Source organism: Cedecea sp. Ae19-4, from assembly GCF_059801165.1.
This window is the reverse complement of record NZ_JBCHWG010000001.1, coordinates 820895-840084: the sequence shown is the minus strand read 5'-3', so window position 1 is coordinate 840084 and position 19190 is coordinate 820895. Positions and strand designations below refer to the sequence as shown.

Here is a 19190-nt window from a genome sequence, read left to right as displayed (position 1 = left end):
TTAGTCCAGGCCCATCACGCCACGCAGCTGAGACAGGTCTTCCGCAAGCGTCGTGATCGGCCCTTTCAGTGCCTTGCGATCGTTATCCGTCAGCTTGTCGTAGGTTTCAAACCCGTCTTTGGTGCGGTACTTCGCCAGAATGGCGTCAACTTTCTTGAAGTTGGCATCCACTTTCGCCAGCAGCGCCGGGTTCTCTTTGGTCAGTTGAGGACGCAGCAGGTTAACGATTTTCTGCGCGCCGTCGACGTTCGCCTGGAAGTCCCACAGGTCAGTGTGGCTGTAGCGGTCTTCTTCCCCGCTGATTTTGGTCGCAGCGACTTCTTCAATCAGGCCAGCTGCACCGCCAACTACTTTGCTCGGCGGGAAGGCCAGCTCGGAAACACGAGTCTGCAGATCCAGCACGTCGGCGTTCAGCTTGTCGGCAAACTGCGCGGCGTCTTTGGTGGTGTTGTCGCCAAACAGGATCTTCTCCAGACGGTGGAAACCGGTGAATTTCGGGTCATCCGCTTTTTTCTCGAAGTCGTCTTCACGGGCATCAATGCTGCTGTCGAGGTCTGAGAACAGCTCAGCAATCGGCTCAATACGCTCGTAATGCTGACGAGTTGGCGCATACAGGGCTTTGGCTTTCTCTAAATCGCCGGCTTTCACCGCGTCGGTAAAGGCTTTGGTGCCTTTCACCAGCTCAGCCACTTCAGCGGTCACGTAGGCTTTGTATTCGGTGATTGGGCCGGTCAGCGCCAGCAGATCGGATTTAGGTGCTTCCTGTTTGCCGGTCGCTTTCACCACCAGCTTGCCTTTCGGGTTGGTCAGCAGACCGCAGGTCATGTCGTATTCACCCGGCTGCAGGTTAGCGGTCAGCTTCTGGGAGAAGCCCGGCGCGATGTTTTCACGCTCTTCCACTACCATCACCCCTTTCAGGATCTCCCACTCCAGCGCTTTCTGGCTGTTATTCTGGATAATGAACTGGGTCTTCCCGGCGTTCACGGTCACATTCATCGGCTCACATTGTTTATCCGTGACGGTGACTTTTACCTGGGGAATGTCCGCCGCCTGCGCGGCAAAGGTGGAAGAGACAAGCGCGAGCAGCGCAACGTGCAGTGCCTTCAGACGAAAATGTTTGGTCATGACCTATCCCTATTAAACAATGAGTAGTTATCACTGAACGGCGGGTCGCCCCGCCGGAAATCAATTAACGAGCCGTATTGGTCGCCTGGTTGTTCACGCGCGGCGGCATAAAGAACAGCACCAGCGCCGGAATCAGATAGATGAAGTACATCGCTACTTCGCTCACGGTTGGGGTTTCCTGATAACCAAAAATCCCCTCCAGCAAGGTGCCGGTCAGCGAATGGGTGGAGAGCGTGTTGCTCATATCAAACGCGATGTCCTGGAAGTGGTTCCACAGCCCGGCTTCGTGGAATGCGCGCACGGCACCGGCTGCAAGGCCTGCGGCCACCAGCAGAATAAACAGACTGGTCCATTTAAAGAACGCGCCTAAATTGAGACGAATCCCGCCCCAGTAAATAAGGAAGCCTAAAACGATGGCGGTGGCCAGGCCCAGCATCGCCCCCAGCGGTGGCCAAATGCCCACGTCCTGTTGGAAAGCCGCCAGCAGGAAGAACACCGACTCCAGACCTTCACGCGCGACGGCGAAAAAGACCATCATGATCAGCGCCCAGCCGTGGTTGCCTTTGCTGTGCAGCGCGTTATCCACCGCCTGCTCCAGCTGCACCTTGACGTTACGGGACACTTTACGCATCCAGAACACCATCCAGGTCAGAATAAACACGGCAATAACCGCCACGATCCCCTCAAACAGCTCCTGCTCTTTTTGCGGGAACTCGCCGGTGGTTTCATTGATGAAGATACCGAGGCCCAGGCAAAGTGCAGCGGCGGCAAAAACGCCAATCCACATCACGGCTATCCACTGGCCGCGCTGGGTACGCTTCAGATAGCTGGCAATCAGGCTAACGATGAGCGCTGCCTCCAGCCCTTCGCGTAACATGATGAGAAACGGAACAAACATGCCTGACACCTCAGATGTGAATACAAGTCAATTGACGTAAAGAAAAGTAAACCATAACGATTGTGATTATCATTAGCGCTGAAAAGAAAAACAAGAGACGGGGATTACATATTTATGACCAGATGTAAAAAGGGCCGGATTAACCGGCCCTTCAGACTGATGACAACCCTCTGACGAAAGAAGAAATATCAGACAGCTCGTTAAAAAACAGGAAAATCAATTCATTGATTTTCGGCTACTCACCACAAAGAGGGAAAAACCACGCTTTTTTCCTCTTTGTCAGCAACCTATAAAGGGCCGGATTAACCGGCCCTGTAAAAGATCACCTGTTACTCAGGCTGCAGCTTGCTCGGCGGCGCGGTGTGATAAACCGCATCGGCTTCGGCGAAACGCTTCTGCATGGACGTTGAAGGTGCTTTGCCCAGCAGGCTCACCGCCACAATCGCCAGACTGGCGAAAGCGAAACCAGGGATAATTTCGTACAGCCCCAGCCAGCCAAACTGCTTCCAGACCAGCACGGTTGCCGCCCCGACAATCATCCCTACCAGCGCCCCGTTGCGGGTCATGCGTGACCACATCACCGAGAACAGCACCACCGGGCCAAACGCCGCGCCAAAACCGGCCCAGGCGTAGCTGACCAGGCCCAGCACGCGGTTTTCCGGGTTAGCGGCCAGGGCAATCGCCACCAGCGCCACCACCAGCACCATCATGCGCCCTACCCACACCAGCTCTTTCTGGCTCGCGCCTTTACGCAGGAATGCTTTGTACAGATCTTCGGTAATCGCGCTGGAGCACACCAACAGCTGGCAGCTCAGCGTGGACATCACCGCCGCCAGAATCGCGGAGAGCAACACCCCGGCAATCCACGGGTTGAACAGGATTTGCGCCAGCTCGATAAACACCCGTTCGCCGTTTTGCGTCACCGCCCCGGCCTGCTCTGGGTTGTTGTTAAAGTAGGCAATCCCGAAGAAGCCCACCGCGCAGGCACCCGCCAGGCAGAGGATCATCCAGGTCATACTGATGCGCCGTGCGTTCACGATGGTGTGGTGTGAATCCGCCGCCATAAAGCGCGCCAGAATATGCGGCTGGCCAAAGTAGCCCAGGCCCCAGCCCATCAGCGAAACGATAGCGACAAAGTTCAGCCCTTTCAGCATATCGACGTTTTCGATGCTCTTTTGCTTAATCACCATCAGGGAATCATCGAGGCCGCCAACGGCAATGATCACCATCACCGGCGTCAGAATCAGCGCGAAGATCATCAGGCTGGCCTGCACGGTATCCGTCCAGCTCACCGCCAGGAACCCGCCCACAAAGGTATAGAGGATGGTAGCGGCCGCCCCGGCCCACAGCGCCGTTTCGTAGCTCATGCCAAAGGTGCTTTCAAACAGGCGCGCCCCGGCCACGATGCCGGAAGCACAATAAATGGTGAAGAACAGCAGGATCACCAGCGCCGAGATAATCCGCAGTAGGCGACTGGAGTCTTCAAAACGCCCGGTAAAGTAATCCGGCAACGTCAGCGCATTGTTGTTCAATTCCGTGTGAACGCGCAGGCGCCCCGCCACTAATTTCCAGTTGATCCACGCCCCTAAGGTCAGGCCGATGGCGATCCAGCTTTCTGAAATCCCGGAGATAAAGATCGCGCCCGGCAACCCCATTAACAGCCAGCCGCTCATATCCGAGGCGCCCGCCGACAGCGCGGTCACCACGCTCCCGAGGCTACGGCCGCCAAGAATATAGTCGTCAAAGCTGCGGGTTGAACGCCAGGCGATAAAGCCGATGAGAATCATGCCAAAGATATAAACGAGGAAGGTCACCAGCATCGGTGTGCTAATTGTCATTCAGACTTCTCCATAGCTATTACGCCTGCTCTCTCTGACCAGGCTGCTTCGCGCCGGAACGAGGCGCTGTGTTGTTATCGTGATGTAATGGGGAATGCATCCTGCCGGAACCCTTTATTTTTCACAAACGATTTAACACGGCATTTACATCGTTTGCATCTGCCTTAGGTAAGCATTTTTCACCAGGTTGCACTTACTCACACTTTTAGCGGTTGCACCGTTAAAAAGTGTTAACTTCATCAATAAATCTAGCGTTCCGCTTCCCGCTCCGTCAGACGATTTTCTTATCTTACTGGTAACAATTCCTCTTTTTTGTGGGCCCTTTATCGGCTTCGATTTAACAAGGTTGCACAAAGTTGCAACTTCATAGATATTGCTGGCTAACAAAGCACAACCCCGAATCATCATTAACCTGGAGACTGTCGTATGGGCACCACCACGATGGGCGTAAAACTGGATGAAGCGACGCGCGACCGCATTAAAGAAGCCGCCTCACGCATTGACCGCACCCCACACTGGCTGATTAAGCAGGCGATTTTTAATTATCTCGAGCGCCTGGAAAGCAGCGATGAGCTGCCTGAGCTACCAGCCCTGCTGGCCGGGGCGGCCAATGAGAGCGAAGAATCTCCGGTGCAGCCTGAAGAAGTGGCGCAGCCGTTCCTCGATTTTGCCGAGCAGATCCTGCCGCAGTCCGTCAGCCGGGCCGCGATTACCGCCGCGTGGCGTCGCCCTGAAACCGACGCAGTCCCGATGATCCTTGAGCAGGCTCGCCTGGCGCCGGCCATCGCCGAACAAACGCAAAAGCTGGCTTACCAGCTGGCCGACAAGCTGCGCAACCAGAAAACGGCGTCCGGCCGCGCGGGCATGGTTCAGAGCCTGCTGCAGGAGTTCTCCCTGTCTTCCCAGGAAGGCGTGGCGCTGATGTGCCTCGCGGAAGCGCTGCTGCGTATCCCGGATAAAGCCACCCGAGACGCGCTGATCCGCGACAAAATCAGCAACGGGAACTGGCACTCGCACATTGGCCGCAGCCCGTCGCTGTTCGTGAACGCGGCAACCTGGGGCCTGCTGTTTACCGGCCGCCTGGTGTCCACCCATAACGAAGCCAGCCTTTCCCGCTCCCTGAACCGCATCATCAGCAAAAGCGGTGAACCACTGGTGCGTAAAGGCGTGGACATGGCGATGCGCCTGATGGGCGAGCAGTTCGTGACCGGCGAAACCATCGCCGAAGCGCTGGCTAACGCCCGCAAGCTGGAAGAGAAAGGTTTCCGCTACTCCTACGACATGCTGGGCGAAGCTGCGCTGACCGCCGCCGACGCGCAGGCCTATATGGTTTCCTACCAGCAGGCGATTCACGCCATCGGTAAAGCGTCCAACGGCCGCGGGATTTATGAAGGCCCGGGTATCTCCATCAAGCTTTCCGCTCTGCACCCACGTTACAGCCGTGCGCAGTACGACCGCGTGATGGAAGAGCTTTACCCGCGCCTGAAGTCCCTCACGCTGCTGGCTCGCCAGTATGACGTTGGCATTAACATTGACGCCGAAGAGGCGGATCGCCTGGAGATCTCCCTCGATCTGCTGGAAAAACTCTGCTTTGAACCTGAGCTGGCGGGCTGGAACGGCATCGGCTTTGTTATCCAGGCCTACCAAAAGCGCTGCCCGTTTGTGATTGATTACCTGGTTGATCTGGCCACCCGCAGCCGTCGCCGCCTGATGATTCGCCTGGTCAAAGGCGCCTACTGGGACAGCGAAATCAAACGCGCCCAGGTCGACGGTCTGGAAGGATACCCGGTCTATACCCGCAAGGTGTACACCGACATCTCCTACCTCGCCTGCGCCAAGAAACTGCTGGCCGTGCCGAACCTGATCTATCCGCAGTTTGCGACCCATAACGCCCACACGCTGGCTGCTATCTATAATCTGGCCGGGCAGAACTACTACCCAGGCCAGTACGAGTTCCAGTGCCTGCACGGCATGGGTGAGCCGCTGTATGAGCAGGTGGTGGGGAAAGTCGCAGACGGCAAACTGAACCGCCCTTGCCGCATTTACGCCCCGGTGGGTACGCACGAAACGCTGCTGGCTTACCTGGTGCGTCGCCTGCTGGAAAACGGCGCCAACACCTCTTTCGTCAACCGCATTGCCGACGCCACCCTGCCGCTGGACGAGCTGGTTGCGGACCCGGTGAGCGCGGTGGAAGCCATGGCCGCCAAAGAGGGCCAGCCAGGGTTGCCGCATCCTAAAATCGCCCTGCCGAAAGCGCTTTACGGGGCGGAACGCGCCAACTCCAGCGGCCTTGATTTAGCCAATGAACACCGTCTGGCGTCGCTTTCTTCCGCCCTGCTGAACAGCGCTGCACAGAAATGGCACGCCACACCGGTGCTGGAACAGCCGGTTATTGAAGGTGAATTAACGCCGGTGAAAAACCCGGCCGAGCCAACCGACATTGTGGGCTACACCCGTGAAGCCACGAGCGAAGAGGTTTCCCTCGCCCTTGAGAATGCCGTCAACCACGCGCCAATCTGGTTTGCCACCCCGCCGCAGGAGCGTGCCGCTATTCTCGAACGCGCCGCCGTGATGATGGAAAGCCGCATGCAGCAGCTGATCGGCATCCTTGTGCGTGAAGCGGGTAAAACCTTCAGCAACGCCATTGCCGAAGTGCGTGAGGCCGTGGACTTCCTGCACTATTACGCAGGCCAGGTGCGTGACGATTTCGACAATGAAACGCATCGTCCTCTTGGCCCGGTGGTCTGTATCAGCCCGTGGAACTTCCCGTTGGCTATCTTTACCGGCCAGATTGCCGCCGCGCTTGCCGCCGGGAACAGCGTGCTGGCCAAGCCTGCGGAACAAACTCCACTGATCGCGGCCCAGGGCGTGGCGATCCTGCTTGAAGCAGGCGTACCTGCGGGCGTACTCCAGTTGTTGCCCGGCCGCGGTGAAACCGTCGGGGCGCAGCTCACAGGCGACTCCCGCGTACGCGGAGTGATGTTCACCGGCTCAACTGAAGTCGCGTCTCTGCTGCAGCGCAATATCGCCGACCGCCTCGATCCTCAGGGCCGCCCAACGCCGCTGATTGCGGAAACCGGCGGCCTTAACGCGATGATCGTGGACTCCTCCGCGCTAACCGAACAGGTTGTGGTGGACGTGGTTTCCTCCGCCTTCGACAGCGCCGGGCAGCGCTGCTCCGCCCTGCGCGTACTCTGCCTGCAGGAAGACGTGGCTGACCACACGCTGCAAATGCTTCGTGGTGCCATGGCGGAATGCCGCATGGGTAACCCAGGCCGCCTGACCACCGACATTGGGCCAGTGATTGACGCCGAAGCGCAGCAGAATATTGAGAAGCATATCCAGGCGATGCGCGCCAAAGGCCGCACCGTGTTCCAGGCCGTGCGTGAAAACAGCGTGGACGAGCGCGAATGGCAGTCCGGCACCTTTGTAGCGCCAACCCTTATCGAGCTGGAAAGCTTCGACGAGATGAAGAAAGAAGTGTTCGGCCCGGTGCTGCACGTGGTGCGCTACAGCCGCAACAATCTTGAATCGCTGATTAAGCAGATCAATGCCGCTGGCTATGGTCTGACGCTCGGCGTGCATACCCGAATCGACGAGACGATTGCCCAGGTCACCGGCTCCGCCCACGTCGGCAACATGTACGTTAACCGCAACATGGTCGGCGCCGTGGTTGGCGTTCAGCCCTTCGGCGGCGAAGGCCTGTCCGGTACCGGCCCTAAAGCCGGTGGTCCGCTGTACCTGTACCGCCTGCTGGCGAATCGCCCTGAAAATGCGCTGCAAACCACTTTCAACCGCCACGATGCGGAAACCCCGGTGGATGCCTCCCTGAAGAGCGATCTGCAGGTTGCCCATCAGGCACTGAGCGAGTGGGCGACCAACCGCGAAGAGCTGAAAGCCGTTTGCCAGCAGTTTGGTGAACTGGCGCAAAGCGGAACGCTGCGCGTGCTGCCTGGCCCAACCGGAGAGCGCAATACATATGCTCTGCTGCCGCGTGAACGCATTCTTTGCGTCGCCGACGATGAGCGCGATACGCTAGTACAGTTGGCGGCGGTAACCAGCGTGGGCAGCCGCGTGCTGTGGGCGGATGACAGCCTGCATCGCGACCTGGCGAAGCAGTTGCCTAAAGCCGTGCAGCAGCAGGTTGATTTTGCCAAGCCGGAAGATCTGCTGAAGCAGCCGTTTGAGGCGGTGATTTACCACGGCGACTCCGACCAGCTGCGCAAACTTTGCGAAGCCGTCGCGGCTCGCACCGGGGCGATTGTTTCCGTTCAGGGCTTCGCGCGCGGGGAAAGTAACATCCTGCTTGAGCGTCTCTACGTGGAGCGTTCTCTGAGCGTGAACACCGCTGCCGCGGGCGGCAACGCCAGCCTGATGACAATCGGTTAACAGTCTGTCAGGATACAAAGGCTCTCGTCATGAGAGCCTTTTTTTTGATGAGGACACCAGAATGAAACGCGTGTGTTTACTTGTTGGCGGGCTGCTGCTGAGCGGGGCCGCCCGGGCCGATGGCTGTGATTCCGCCGCCACCCAGGCCGATATGAACCAGTGCTATACCGCAGAGTATAAAAAGCAGGACGAGCGGCTGAATAAAACCTATAAAGAAGTGATGTCCCGGGCAACCGACAAGCAAAAAGAACTGCTTAAAAAGGCGCAGAACGCGTGGATTGCCTTCCGCGATGCGGACTGTGATTTTATGAGTTCTGGCGCGGAACAAGGTTCGGTCTACCCGATGGTACGTGCCAACTGCCTGGCGGATAAAACGCTGGAACGTACCGAGCTGCTGAAGGGCACGCTGGAGTGCGAAGAGGGCGACGTAAGCTGCGTCCTGCCCCCTAAGTAAGCGCGATTAGCGCACCCGAATGCCCTCAATAATCATCCGCTGCACGTTTTCCACCGTGCGGCGGAAAAAGTCTTCATCCTGCAGCGTATTGCCGGTAACGGCCTCAACCTGGCTGGCAAAATCCGCGTAGTGCTGGGTCGTGGCCCAAAGCATAAAAATAAGGTGATGCGGGTCAACGGCAGCAAGTTTACCGCTGGCTACCCAACCCGCAACGATCGCCGATTTGTCATCCACCAGGGCCTTCAGGTCGCCCGTCAGCTCGCCTTTCAGCAAAGGCGCCCCCTGCAGCATCTCCAGGCAAAACAGCTTCGACGCCTGCGGATAATCCCTTGAAACTTCAAGCTTGAGGCGAATGTATTCCCCAATCGCCACCAGCGGCTGCAAATCTTCCCGAAAGGCACGCAGCGGCGCCAGCCAGATATCCAGGATCTGCTTCAGCACTGCGATGTAGAGCGCTTCTTTGGAAGGGTAGTAATAAAGCAGGTTAGTTTTTGACACTTCGGCCCGCTCGGCAACCTGCTCAAGGCTGGTGCCGTGGATGCCATATTGCGAAAAAAACGCCAGCGCAGCGTCAAGAATGGCCTGTTTTTTGGCGGCGACGGCTTTCGATCGGCGTCCAGGGGTTTTGATGTCGGTGGCGGCCATGCGAGTTCTCCTTTTTTTCGCTGGCCTGAAGTATAGCTCAGACGCCCTCGCCTTCGGTATCTTCCTGCCAGTCGCGCTTCGCGTTTGCCGCTTTCTTGCGCTTGAGCTTCAGTTCGCTAACCAGCACCCCGAGGACGATCAACGCCCCGCCAACCAGCGCAAGCAGCGGGAGGCGCTCGCCCGCCATGCGGCCAAAGATCCCCGCCCAAACCGGCTCGCCGGTATAAATTACCGTGGCTCGTGTCGGCGACACGCTGCGCTGCGCCCAGTTCATCGTCACCTGAATGATGGCGCTGAAAATCCCAAGCCCCAGGCCAATCATCACCAGCCCAGGGCTGAAATGCGGCACGCTTTCCCCGGCAGGGACCATCGCTGCAAACGACACCAGCGAAGCCGTGGCCAGCTGTACTACAGTCACACGTTTGATATCCACTTTCCCCGCCCAGGCGCTGATCAGGATTATCTCAGCGGCAATCGCCACGGCACCGATAAGCGTAATGATTTCCCCGGCCCCCAGCGAGAGGCTGGTGCCTTCCGGCCCGGCAAGAAAAATCAGGCCAACAAAGGCCAGCACGACGCCAATCCAGGACATCAGCCCCGGCATACGGCCAAGGCAAATCCACTGCAGGAGCGGCACAACGGGCACGTACATCGCGGTAATAAAGGCGGATTTGCTGCTGGGAATTGTCTGGAGTCCCCAGGTCTGCATGCTGTAGCCGATGGCAATCGCCACGCCGATCAGCCCCCCCGCTTTGATTTCCAGCCAGGTTAACCCGCGCAGAGATTTCAGCGACAGCAGCCCGACGGCAATGGCGGCGGTGGCGAAGCGCAGACCAACAAAGAAAAACGGGTCGCTCATCGTCATGGCGTACTGCACCGCCAGGAATGTGCCGCCCCAGAACATGGTGATGAGGATAAGCAGCGCTTCCTGCGGCTTAACGGAGAATTTATAACGGCTTAATGGCGCAGACATGAGGGAGACCGGAAAAATCAGGGTGAAAGTCGATGTGCTATAGTGCTTCCAGTCACATTTTGTTGCAATGGGAAAATAGAAAACCGCCGGCTAACCGGCGGTCGGGGTATTTCGGCGCAAGCGTTAATTCGCCCTGCGCTTCACAAAGTCACGGCTATTTATTTTTGCTGCCGTGGCTGTTTTTACCCCCTTTTTGACCAGCTTCTGAGGCGCGCTGCGGATCGTTTTTAAAGTTACCGCCGCTGTGCTGGCCACCTTTACGACCTGCTTCTGATGCTCTTTCACGGTCTTCAGCGAAATTACCTGAACCACCACGATGGTTTGCCATTTCTAACCTCCGGATTTAGGACATCATATTGCATTCAATAAAAGAGAACGCTTTTGCCACGCGGCCAGGCGGGCCTGCCGCCAACGTTTCCGCGTGGCTCTAAGCTTAGTGCACCGGCGCGGTCGGGCTTCTGTTCAGACATATCCAGAAACATGCCGGTGAGCTTATCTTTTTATCCTTCCACTGCGGCGCGATAAGCCCCTCTTCTACATGGTCAAAAAACAGCCAGTAAAATGTTAGCTAATGCTACAGGGTCAAAATTTCATCTGCGCTTGTGATGTATCAAGGAAAGGCCATTCAGGTTTGCACTCTGCGCCACAGGTCATATCTTTAAAGGAGTGCAGTAAAACTGCAGTTCAACTGAGGAGTGAAGCAAGATGGCTAAAGTACTGGTGCTTTATTATTCAATGTATGGACACATCGAAACTATGGCTAAAGCCGTGGCGGAAGGTGCACAGAAAGTCGATGGGGCGGAAGTGACGATAAAGCGCGTGCCCGAAACCATGTCCCCGGAAGTCTTTGCTAAAGCCGGGGGCAAAACCCACACCGCGCCGGTTGCTACGCCGCAGGAGCTGGCCGACTACGACGCTATCATCTTCGGAACCCCTACCCGCTTCGGCAATATGGCCGGCCAGATGCGCACCTTCCTCGATCAAACGGGCGGCCTTTGGGCTTCCGGCGCGCTTTACGGCAAACTGGGCAGCGTATTCAGCTCTACCGGCACCGGCGGCGGCCAGGAGCAGACCATCACCTCCACCTGGACCACGCTCGCCCACCACGGGATGGTGATTGTGCCTATCGGCTATGCGGCACAGGAGCTGTTTGATGTTTCTCAGGTTCGCGGCGGCACGCCTTACGGCGCAACAACCATTGCCGGCGGCGACGGCTCACGCCAGCCAAGTCAGGAAGAACTGGCGATCGCCCGCTATCAGGGAGAGCACGTCGCAGGCCTGGCGGTTAAACTGAAAGGTTAACGGAGGAGTGATGACCACATCTCAGGCAAAAGCCCACCACGTTGGCGAGTGGGCGAGTCTTCGCAACACCTCACCAGAAATTGCAGAAGCCATTTTTGAGCTGGCGAAGTATGACGAAAAGCTGGCCGAAAAAATTTGGGAAGAAGGGAGCGATGAAGTCCTGCCGCTCGCCTTTGCTAAAACCGATAAGGACTCGCTCTTCTGGGGCGAACAGACCATCGAGCGCAAAAACGTTTAATCCTTCTGCTGCCCCCTTTCGGGGGCAGCCTCTTCTTACTTCACGGCTTCATTCAGCACTTCGCTAAACTTATCCCATGAGCAGTAGCCGTTGGTGTCCGTCGGGCAGCCTTCCAGCTCCAGCGTCACACGTTTTGGCGGCTGCTTCAGGGTTAACACATCGCCATTGCGCAGCTGCTCGGCGCTCTGGTAAACGTATTCCACTTTCAGCAGGTCGCGGTTGTTGGTCTTATCATGCCAGCGCTGGAACAGAATATTGCCGCCAATCGGGGTACGCTCATACTGCCCCGGCAGCTGATAAGGCTTGAACTGCAGCGCGGTCAGCAGCGACGCAATGTTCGAATCATGCCCCACCATCAGCGTCACTTTCGGCCCTGAAGCGGCTGCTTTGGACGTTAACGCGTTCTGAATGTATTTCACCAGCGGAGCCGCGACGTTGCGGGCCACTTCCGGGGAAGTAAACAGCGTGTCCTGATAGCTATTTTTGAGCTGGGAAAGCACGCGCCACTGTTCCGCCGTTTTGATTTTTCCCCACGCGACCTGGTCCAACGGGAAACCTTCGTAATATTGCAGCGTGAACGCATCGACCAGGGCATTGCCCACCTTCAGGGAACCGTTAACGCCCGGCTCCTGAGTCGCATTGGCGCTAAAGACGTCTTTTGGCCCGTTCAGCTCACATAGCTGCTTCTCTTTGCAGGTTGGCGAGTTTTTATAGCCGACAATGTGCTCCAGCAGTTTATAGCTGTCGGCCAGCTTGTATTCAGTGCGCTGTTTTTCCATCGCCTGAACGGCTTTGGCTTTAAACTCCGGCGAGTCGTTGGTGATCACCGGGTTGAACACCGGGTCCATGGTGCCCATTTTTTCCTGGTGATGTACCGGCACATCGCAGCCAGGGAAAGCCCCGGTAATGAAGAATTGCGCGGTAGCGACGGTGCGCTGAAGGCTGTTGGCATAGGCATAAACGCTTTCCGGCGCCGGGCATTCGCCGCTGGTTACCAGATTCTGGCTCGCCAGCCATTCACGCATGTAATGCCCCATATAGACTTCCAGCACCCCGCCTTTGGTGGTGAGCTGCCCGCCCGGCACATCCCACTCCGGCCATGCCTGCGCGGTAGACTGCTCAAGCACGCTGCCGTTGTTGGCCAGCGGCGCGCGCAGGTTATGACGGCTCATCAGCAAAACCTGCTGCAGCTGGTAGCCGTCCGGCACGGTGTCCGCTTTCGCCAGGCCTGGGGCAAGACAGGCGGCGGCCAGCAATGAGGCAACAATTTTTTTCTTCATTACTTATTCCTCAGGGAGTGATTAATAAAATGTGAAGAATATATTGTGACAGAAAAATGACAGCCGACCTGCCTGGCGGATCGCAAAAAGCCCTATTATTCCGTTTGTTGTTTCAGCTGCGCTTCAAAGCGCTGGCGAGAGAGATCCACATAGCGTTGTAACCCGTCTCTGTCGATAAAGGCGTTGCTATCTCCGGCGGCAAGCCGGGCCTGTTTCTCCGCCAGACCAAAGCGTTCCCCTTTGTTCGCCACAAAAATGTCCGCTTTTTGTGCCGCGAGCGTGGCAAAACTGTGGCGGATGTCGTTCACCAGCGTCGGGTAATTCTTGTTCGCCACCAGATAATAGTCCGGCGTGGCGAGACTGTCGGCGTAAATAAGCGTGTACCCACCTGGCAGTGCAAACAGCCATGACGTGCTGCCCGGCAGATGCCCCGGTGTCAGCAGCGCTGTCGCGGTTACGCCGCCCAGCTTTAGCGTCTCGTGGTCATGAATGATTTTATTCGTGGTGACCGGTGGAAAGGGCAGCGCGTCTCCCAGCGCAAAATCCTCTTTGCCTCCCCGCGCCATTTGGTCAGCATTCTCCCTGCTGGCAACCAGCTTTGCCCCGCTCCACTTTTTCAGTTTGGCAATGCCCCCGGCCTGATCGAGCCGGGCATGGCTGTTGAGGATGAACCGCACGTCGCGAATGTCGAATCCCAGAGAAGCAATGTTCTCTTTGATGCCGCTGGCGCTTGCGTCCAGCGCACCGTCGACGAGAATATGCCCCTCAGGCGTGGTAATCAGAATGGACGAGAGATTTTCGGTGCCGACATACCAGACGTCCGCTGCCATACGGAACGGTTTGACCGGTTTGGCCCAGCCTTCAAAAAGCGAATAAGGCGGCGCGGCAGACAGCGGTTGGGTTGGATTTAATGCCGCAGAACTGCCGGCAGAGAAGACTGAAATCATGCAGGTAAATAACAGACTATAACGGTTCACAGGTGGCTCCTTTTGGTCAGGAGGCGCAGTATACTGCCGGGCAATTTAGTCCGATGCAATTGAGAAATGATGGCGTGAATATCCTGCAATTAGACATGAATCTGCTGAAGGTGCTGTACGTGATGTTAACCACCGGCTCGACCAGCCGAACGGCGCAAAAGCTGGCGCTTAGCCCGTCCGCCGTCAGCCATGCTCTCGCCCGCCTGCGTGATGCCCTGGGCGATCCGCTTTTTCGTCGGGAAGGCAATGCCCAGGTGCCCACATCTTTCGCACTCGGTATTAAAGAACGCCTGATCCCGCTCTTCGTGTCCCTGAATGAAGAATTATTTGGCGAAGAGCATGCGGAGGAGCGCCGATTTCGTCTGGTTCTGCCCCCGGCGCTGAATGTGTTGCTCACGCCGGAACTCGCCCGCAAAGGGCATCAGGCTGGGGCCATTATTGAATGCCTGACGTTTGAACGGCGTGCGTGGCGTGATGAGCTGCTGGAGGGACGAATAGATTTGTTGATTGCGATTGGCGATCATCAAAAACGCGTCAGTGCCCTGCATTATGAGCGCGTAGGCAGCACGCGCCTGATTGCTGTTTTCGGCGAACCACTGTCCTCCAGACTTAACGGGCGTGAAACTCTGACCTTTGACGAACTGCCGCAGTTTGATCATTTCTATTGTCACCCCTGGCCACAGGGCATTAACGAGCTCGATCGCCAGCAGGCACGTGCCGGGCTCGAACGCCGCCTGGCCTTTACCTGTAGCGACTACGGACAGCTCGCTCCCGCCCTGCGCAATGCCCCGCTGATGGCTATCGTGCCGGCCCCATGGTTTGATACCCTGAATAACAAAGCCCAGCTTTTTACGCTGCCGCTGTCCGGCGACCAGGCTATTGGTAGCCTGTTTTTGCAGTACCGGACCTCCACCGTGGAATGGAAACAGCGTCTGATAGACAGCCTGCGCCGTACGCTGGCCGCCTGGTATCATTGAAATTACCGCTCAGCCTCTCATACAAAAAGTTTTATAATAGAACCCGGCAAACCCATCGGAGGAATGATGAAACGTAAGAGCCTTGAAGACAGCGTCTGTTCGGTTGCCCGCACGCTGGACGTGATCGGCGATTGGTGGTCGTTGCTGATCGTGCGCGATGCGCTGAACGGCATGTCTCGCTTCGGTGAGTTCCAAAAAAACCTCGGCATCGCCAAAAATATGCTGACCGTTCGCCTGAAACAGCTCGTCGATAACGGTATTTTTGAGCTTCGCCCGGCATCGGACGGCAGCGCCTGGCACGAGTACGTGCTGACGGAAAAAGGCCGGGCGCTGCAGACCGTTTTAGCAGCCCTCTCACAGTGGGGCTGCGAAAACCTCTACGCCAAAGATGAGACACGCAGCGTCCTCGTCGATAGCCAGCAGCATCGTCCTATCCGCAAGCTAACCTTACAGGCCGAAGATGGTCGTGAGCTAAAACCGGACGAAATAATCACTCAGGCACGTTCCTCCTCCTGACCAATAAGCATCTGTTATTCAGGTGCTTATTAATATTCCCTTTAGCAATTCCTGCGCATAACGAAAAAACATCCCTCATATTGGTTGCATAATAAAACCAACAAATCTACATTTACCTCAAAGTTTCATTATGAAACCACATTAACGTTACTCTACTTCATGTGAGGTGTTTTATGGCTAACTCTCGTTCTATTGCGGTCATTACCGGCGCATCTTCCGGTATTGGTGCGGTTTATGCCGATCGTTTTGCGGCCCGAGGTTTTGATCTGCTGCTGGTTGCCCGGCGCGAAGATCGCCTGCGCGATCTGGCCGCGAAGCTTGAAGCCCGCCACGGCATAACCGTGACTACGCTAAAAGCCGATCTGGTTAACGACCAGGACATTGCCGCCGTTGAGGAGGCCCTGAAAGATCCGCGCATCAGCGTGCTGGTTAACAACGCGGGCACCGCCCACAGCGCAGCGTTTACCGCCGCCAGCGTGGAACAACATCAGGCGCTTATCACGCTGAACATCACGGCGTTAACTCGCCTGAGCCATGCCGCCCTGCTTAATTTCCAGCAAAAGAACAGCGGCACGCTGATCAATATCTCGTCGATTCTGGCAGTACAGAGCTGGGTGGGCAGCGCGGTATACAGCGGCACAAAGGGCTATGTATTGAACCTGACGAAAGTTCTGCAGGCCGAAGCTGCCGGCACCGGCATTCGTATTCAGGCGGTGCTGCCCGCGGCTACAGCAACCGAAATTTGGGATCGTGCGGGCGTGTCGGTGGACTCATTGCCTGAAGGTGCGGTCATGAAAGTGGATGATTTGGTGGATTCCGCCCTGGCCGGACTGGACAGCGGGGAAGCTGTCACCATCCCGCCATTGCACGATCTCAGCCTGTGGGAAACCTACGCCACTACGGCGCAGGCGATGTTTGATGCGGCAGGCGTAGGGCAGCCAGCGCCTCGCTACGCCCGCTAATTTTCCCGGGCAGATGTCGCCGGCATCTGCCCATCATTTACTGACAGGCCGCCATGTCTCGCTATAATGAGGCAAATTCCTGCCAATATGATGCTGTGATGAAACTGTTTTACTATTCAGCCGCAGGCATGGTTGCTGCGCTGATTGTCCTCTGGGGAGCGCTGATTGTGGACAGCGCCAATATCCTGCAACAAATGTCCGAGCTGATGCACTACATCGAAGATTTGTTCAAACCTCGCGAACGCTAGCGGTTAAACGCCAGCGCCTGGCCGTAAATCCCCTCGGCAACTGACTCGCCGTCCCAGACGAGGTGCCCGTTCACCAGCGTGCTTTCAACCACGCCGCCCTGCAAGGTGTGCCCTTCGAAGGGTGACCAGCCGCATTTGTAGGCAACATTACTGCCCTCAATGCTGGCGCGTTTCCAGGGGTTGATCACCGCCAGATCGGCCCAGTAACCTTCCCGGATATAGCCGCGATCCTTAATCTGAAAACGTTCGGCTACCGCGTGGCTGGTTTTTCTGACGATAAGTTCAGGCGTGAAAATCCCTCTGGCACACATATCCAGCAGCGCGGGCAGCGCGTGCTGCACCAGCGGCAATCCCGACGGAGCCGAGAAATAATCATGCTGCTTTTCCGCCAGCAAGTGCGGCGCATGGTCGGTCGCAATAATATCAATCACACCAGTCTTAACTGCCTGCCATAGCGCCCGCTGGTGTTCCTGGCCCTTCACCGACGGGTTGCACTTCAGCCTGTGCCCCAGCGCCGCGTAATCATCCTGATTAAAATAGAGGTGATGGATACAGGCTTCCGCCGTGATCGTTTTTCTGCGTAAGGCTTCAAGCGTGGGCGCGGGCTCAAACAACGCCAGCTCATCGGCCGTGGTGATATGCAGCACATGCAGCCGCGTGCCGTGCTTTTTCGCCAGCGCGACCGCCCGGGAAGATGAAAGCAGGCAGGCCTCAACCGAGCGAATAGCTGCGTGTTCTGCGGCCGGGATCTGCTCCCCATATCGCTCTCGCCACAGCGCCTCATTACGTTTGATAGTCGGCGTATCTTCGCAATGCGTGGCCACCAGCCCCGGCGCATGCTGGAAAATAGCCTCCAGAATGCGTTCGTCATCCACCAGCATGTTGCCGGTGGAGGCACCCATAAACACTTTTACGCCGCAGGCGGCATCGGCTGGCAGCGCCTTAAGTTCTTCCAGATTGTCGTTGGTGGCACCGAAATAGAAACTGTAATTGGCCAGCGAACACTCGGCGGCTCGCTGAAATTTACCTTCCAGCGCCAGTCTGGTGGTGGTTGGCGGCGAAACGTTGGGCATTTCCATATAGCTGGTGATCCCGCCCATCACCGCCGCGCGTGACTCGCTGGCAATCGTGCCCTTATGCATCAACCCCGGTTCACGAAAATGTACCTGATCGTCTATCATGCCCGGCAGCAGCCACTTCCCGGCAAGATCGCGCACATTCCACGTGGTACGAGCCGGGATCGCAGCGGCTATTTTTTCAATTCGCCCGTCCACAATGAGCAGATCGCCCTGGTAACGCCGATCCTCATTCATCATCAGCGCGTTGGTCAGTAACAGAGGTTTCATTAGTCGTTTTCTCCGGCTTAAAAAGGCTGCGCTAGCGTCGGGCAACCATCACAACAATAAACAGCCCGCCAATTCCGGCGGTAATAATGCCGATGGGCAGCTCCTGCGGCGCAACCAGCACCCGGCTGACCAAATCGCCGCCGCACAACAAACAGGCCCCGACAAGGGCACACAAAGGCAGCAGCCTGGCGTGCTTAATGGCGGAAAAATGGCGGCAAAGATGCGGCACCATCAGCCCGACAAAGCCAATCACGCCGGTCAGCGATACAAAAATGGCGGTCGAAAAAGCGCAGCACAGAAAAATTTCGGTGCGCAGGCGGGTCACGTTAATGCCCAGCGAAAATGCGGTGCGATCCCCCGCGAGCAATCCATCCAGCGATCGCCATCTCAACAGGCAAAATGCGGCCAGCAGCAGCAAACCGCCCAGCGCAAATCCCAGGTTATCCCATCGCGCCAACCCCAGGCCGCCGAGCGACCAGAATAAAACCGAGCTGGCCGTACGCTGGTCACCGGCGAATATCAGGTAGCTGGTTAACGCCCCGAACAAGAAAGAGATCGCCAGCCCGCAAATAATCAGCGTTTCGGCACCCCGTTCGCGTTTGAGCTGGAATAAAGACAGCACCGCAACCGAAGAAAGCAGCCCGCCGCCAAAAGCAGCCGCCGGTAGCGTCCAGACGCCGAAGAAGTCGCCGAAGCGGGTAAAAACCAGCACCGCTCCGGCAGACGCGCCCGAAGAAAGCCCGAACAAAAAAGGGTCCGCCAGCTCATTGCGCGTGGCCGTTTGCAGCAGCGTGCCCACCACCGCCAGCCCCGCGCCGGTCATCAGGGCGAGAAGCGTTCTGGGCAGCCGGATGTCCAGCACGATCCCACGAATCATCGGTGAAATGTCCGTTGCCGTCGGTTGCAGCGCGTTTACCACCTGATTCAGGCTGAGCCGGACCGAGCCTTCCGCTAAGCTAAGCACCGCAAACAATATGACGAGAAACCCCGCCAGGCATGCGGCCCGGCGGTAACGCCAGGCT

Annotated in this window: 18 protein-coding genes; 8 read left to right on the top strand and 10 right to left on the bottom strand. The window is 57.2% G+C overall.

Annotation, left to right across the window (positions count from 1 at the left end; all coding sequences use genetic code 11):
- The 3 genes from efeO to putP all read right to left on the bottom strand — a co-directional run bounded on the left by efeO (position 1) and on the right by putP (position 3861).
- Positions 1-1125, bottom strand: a complete 1125-nt coding sequence (gene efeO / locus AAIE02_RS03930; RefSeq protein ID WP_166875266.1) for an iron uptake system protein EfeO — start codon at positions 1123-1125, stop codon at positions 1-3.
- A 64-nt stretch (positions 1126-1189) separates the two neighbouring features.
- The gene (gene efeU, locus AAIE02_RS03925) at positions 1190-2023 is read right to left on the bottom strand and encodes an iron uptake transporter permease EfeU (RefSeq protein ID WP_008455644.1); all 834 of its coding nucleotides are present in this window, start codon (positions 2021-2023) and stop codon (positions 1190-1192) included.
- A gap of 329 nt (positions 2024-2352) precedes the next feature.
- The gene (putP, locus tag AAIE02_RS03920) at positions 2353-3861 is read right to left on the bottom strand and encodes a sodium/proline symporter PutP (RefSeq protein ID WP_166875269.1); all 1509 of its coding nucleotides are present in this window, start codon (positions 3859-3861) and stop codon (positions 2353-2355) included.
- A 426-nt stretch (positions 3862-4287) separates the two neighbouring features.
- Here putP and putA point away from each other — a divergent pair, with 426 nt between their 5' ends.
- A complete protein-coding gene (putA, locus tag AAIE02_RS03915; RefSeq protein WP_498532023.1) occupies positions 4288-8250 on the top strand; it encodes a trifunctional transcriptional regulator/proline dehydrogenase/L-glutamate gamma-semialdehyde dehydrogenase in 3963 nt (1320 codons plus the stop codon).
- A 61-nt stretch (positions 8251-8311) separates the two neighbouring features.
- Entirely contained in the window at positions 8312-8704 is a 393-nt protein-coding gene (locus AAIE02_RS03910; RefSeq protein WP_498532022.1) for a lysozyme inhibitor LprI family protein, read from the top strand.
- A 6-nt stretch (positions 8705-8710) separates the two neighbouring features.
- On the opposite strand, the gene rutR is transcribed toward AAIE02_RS03910, so the two are convergent.
- The 3 genes from rutR to AAIE02_RS03895 form a co-directional block, all read right to left on the bottom strand.
- A complete protein-coding gene (rutR, locus tag AAIE02_RS03905) occupies positions 8711-9349 on the bottom strand; it encodes an HTH-type transcriptional regulator RutR (RefSeq protein WP_008455649.1) in 639 nt (212 codons plus the stop codon).
- Between the two features lie 37 nt (positions 9350-9386).
- Entirely contained in the window at positions 9387-10322 is a 936-nt protein-coding gene (locus AAIE02_RS03900; protein ID WP_498532021.1) for a DMT family transporter, read from the bottom strand.
- A 154-nt stretch (positions 10323-10476) separates the two neighbouring features.
- Complete coding sequence (locus AAIE02_RS03895) at positions 10477-10650, bottom strand: con-10 family general stress protein (protein WP_008455651.1); 174 nt, start codon at positions 10648-10650, stop codon at positions 10477-10479.
- Between the two features lie 377 nt (positions 10651-11027).
- Here AAIE02_RS03895 and wrbA point away from each other — a divergent pair, with 377 nt between their 5' ends.
- Both wrbA and AAIE02_RS03885 read left to right on the top strand, forming a co-directional pair.
- On the top strand, positions 11028-11624 hold the full coding sequence (gene wrbA / locus AAIE02_RS03890) for an NAD(P)H:quinone oxidoreductase (protein WP_166993692.1): 597 nt from the start codon (positions 11028-11030) through the stop codon (positions 11622-11624).
- Positions 11625-11634: 10 nt separating this feature from the next.
- Positions 11635-11862 (top strand): YccJ family protein, encoded by a 228-nt coding sequence (locus tag AAIE02_RS03885; protein ID WP_008455653.1) that lies wholly within the window; start codon positions 11635-11637, stop codon positions 11860-11862.
- Positions 11863-11897: 35 nt separating this feature from the next.
- Here AAIE02_RS03885 and agp read toward each other — a convergent pair whose 3' ends face one another.
- Complete coding sequence (gene agp, locus AAIE02_RS03880; protein ID WP_498532020.1) at positions 11898-13142, bottom strand: bifunctional glucose-1-phosphatase/inositol phosphatase; 1245 nt, start codon at positions 13140-13142, stop codon at positions 11898-11900.
- Between the two features lie 95 nt (positions 13143-13237).
- Positions 13238-14119, bottom strand: a complete 882-nt coding sequence (locus tag AAIE02_RS03875; protein ID WP_498532019.1) for an HARLDQ motif MBL-fold protein — start codon at positions 14117-14119, stop codon at positions 13238-13240.
- A gap of 74 nt (positions 14120-14193) precedes the next feature.
- Between AAIE02_RS03875 and AAIE02_RS03870 the strand changes: the two genes are divergently transcribed.
- The 4 genes from AAIE02_RS03870 to AAIE02_RS03855 all read left to right on the top strand — a co-directional run bounded on the left by AAIE02_RS03870 (position 14194) and on the right by AAIE02_RS03855 (position 16822).
- Positions 14194-15096 (top strand): LysR family transcriptional regulator, encoded by a 903-nt coding sequence (locus AAIE02_RS03870; RefSeq protein ID WP_336709688.1) that lies wholly within the window; start codon positions 14194-14196, stop codon positions 15094-15096.
- A 66-nt stretch (positions 15097-15162) separates the two neighbouring features.
- A complete protein-coding gene (locus AAIE02_RS03865) occupies positions 15163-15612 on the top strand; it encodes a winged helix-turn-helix transcriptional regulator (RefSeq protein ID WP_008455662.1) in 450 nt (149 codons plus the stop codon).
- Between the two features lie 173 nt (positions 15613-15785).
- A complete protein-coding gene (locus AAIE02_RS03860) occupies positions 15786-16574 on the top strand; it encodes an SDR family NAD(P)-dependent oxidoreductase (protein WP_166993686.1) in 789 nt (262 codons plus the stop codon).
- A gap of 98 nt (positions 16575-16672) precedes the next feature.
- On the top strand, positions 16673-16822 hold the full coding sequence (locus AAIE02_RS03855) for a hypothetical protein (protein WP_157141384.1): 150 nt from the start codon (positions 16673-16675) through the stop codon (positions 16820-16822).
- On the opposite strand, the gene AAIE02_RS03850 is transcribed toward AAIE02_RS03855, so the two are convergent.
- Together AAIE02_RS03850 and AAIE02_RS03845 are read right to left on the bottom strand one after the other, a co-directional pair.
- A complete protein-coding gene (locus AAIE02_RS03850; RefSeq protein ID WP_336709674.1) occupies positions 16819-18168 on the bottom strand; it encodes a dihydroorotase in 1350 nt (449 codons plus the stop codon). The two genes, AAIE02_RS03855 and AAIE02_RS03850, sit on opposite strands and share 4 nt — an antisense overlap.
- A 31-nt stretch (positions 18169-18199) precedes the next feature.
- The gene (locus tag AAIE02_RS03845; protein WP_498532656.1) at positions 18200-19162 is read right to left on the bottom strand and encodes a FecCD family ABC transporter permease; all 963 of its coding nucleotides are present in this window, start codon (positions 19160-19162) and stop codon (positions 18200-18202) included.
- Between the last annotated feature and the right edge of the window lie 28 nt (positions 19163-19190).

Bases quoted from the DNA above. Each gene is read 5' to 3' on its own strand.
- efeO (WP_166875266.1), bottom strand. From the start codon at position 1,125: ATGACCAAACATTTTCGTCTGAAGGCACTGCACGTTGCGCTGCTCGCG.
- efeU (WP_008455644.1), bottom strand. From the start codon at position 2,023: ATGTTTGTTCCGTTTCTCATCATGTTACGCGAAGGGCTGGAGGCAGCG.
- putP (WP_166875269.1), bottom strand. From the start codon at position 3,861: ATGACAATTAGCACACCGATGCTGGTGACCTTCCTCGTTTATATCTTT.
- putA (WP_498532023.1), top strand. From the start codon at position 4,288: ATGGGCACCACCACGATGGGCGTAAAACTGGATGAAGCGACGCGCGAC.
- AAIE02_RS03910 (WP_498532022.1), top strand. From the start codon at position 8,312: ATGAAACGCGTGTGTTTACTTGTTGGCGGGCTGCTGCTGAGCGGGGCC.
- rutR (WP_008455649.1), bottom strand. From the start codon at position 9,349: ATGGCCGCCACCGACATCAAAACCCCTGGACGCCGATCGAAAGCCGTC.
- AAIE02_RS03900 (WP_498532021.1), bottom strand. From the start codon at position 10,322: ATGTCTGCGCCATTAAGCCGTTATAAATTCTCCGTTAAGCCGCAGGAA.
- AAIE02_RS03895 (WP_008455651.1), bottom strand. From the start codon at position 10,650: ATGGCAAACCATCGTGGTGGTTCAGGTAATTTCGCTGAAGACCGTGAA.
- wrbA (WP_166993692.1), top strand. From the start codon at position 11,028: ATGGCTAAAGTACTGGTGCTTTATTATTCAATGTATGGACACATCGAA.
- AAIE02_RS03885 (WP_008455653.1), top strand. From the start codon at position 11,635: ATGACCACATCTCAGGCAAAAGCCCACCACGTTGGCGAGTGGGCGAGT.
- agp (WP_498532020.1), bottom strand. From the start codon at position 13,142: ATGAAGAAAAAAATTGTTGCCTCATTGCTGGCCGCCGCCTGTCTTGCC.
- AAIE02_RS03865 (WP_008455662.1), top strand. From the start codon at position 15,163: ATGAAACGTAAGAGCCTTGAAGACAGCGTCTGTTCGGTTGCCCGCACG.
- AAIE02_RS03860 (WP_166993686.1), top strand. From the start codon at position 15,786: ATGGCTAACTCTCGTTCTATTGCGGTCATTACCGGCGCATCTTCCGGT.
- AAIE02_RS03855 (WP_157141384.1), top strand. From the start codon at position 16,673: ATGAAACTGTTTTACTATTCAGCCGCAGGCATGGTTGCTGCGCTGATT.
- AAIE02_RS03850 (WP_336709674.1), bottom strand. From the start codon at position 18,168: ATGAAACCTCTGTTACTGACCAACGCGCTGATGATGAATGAGGATCGG.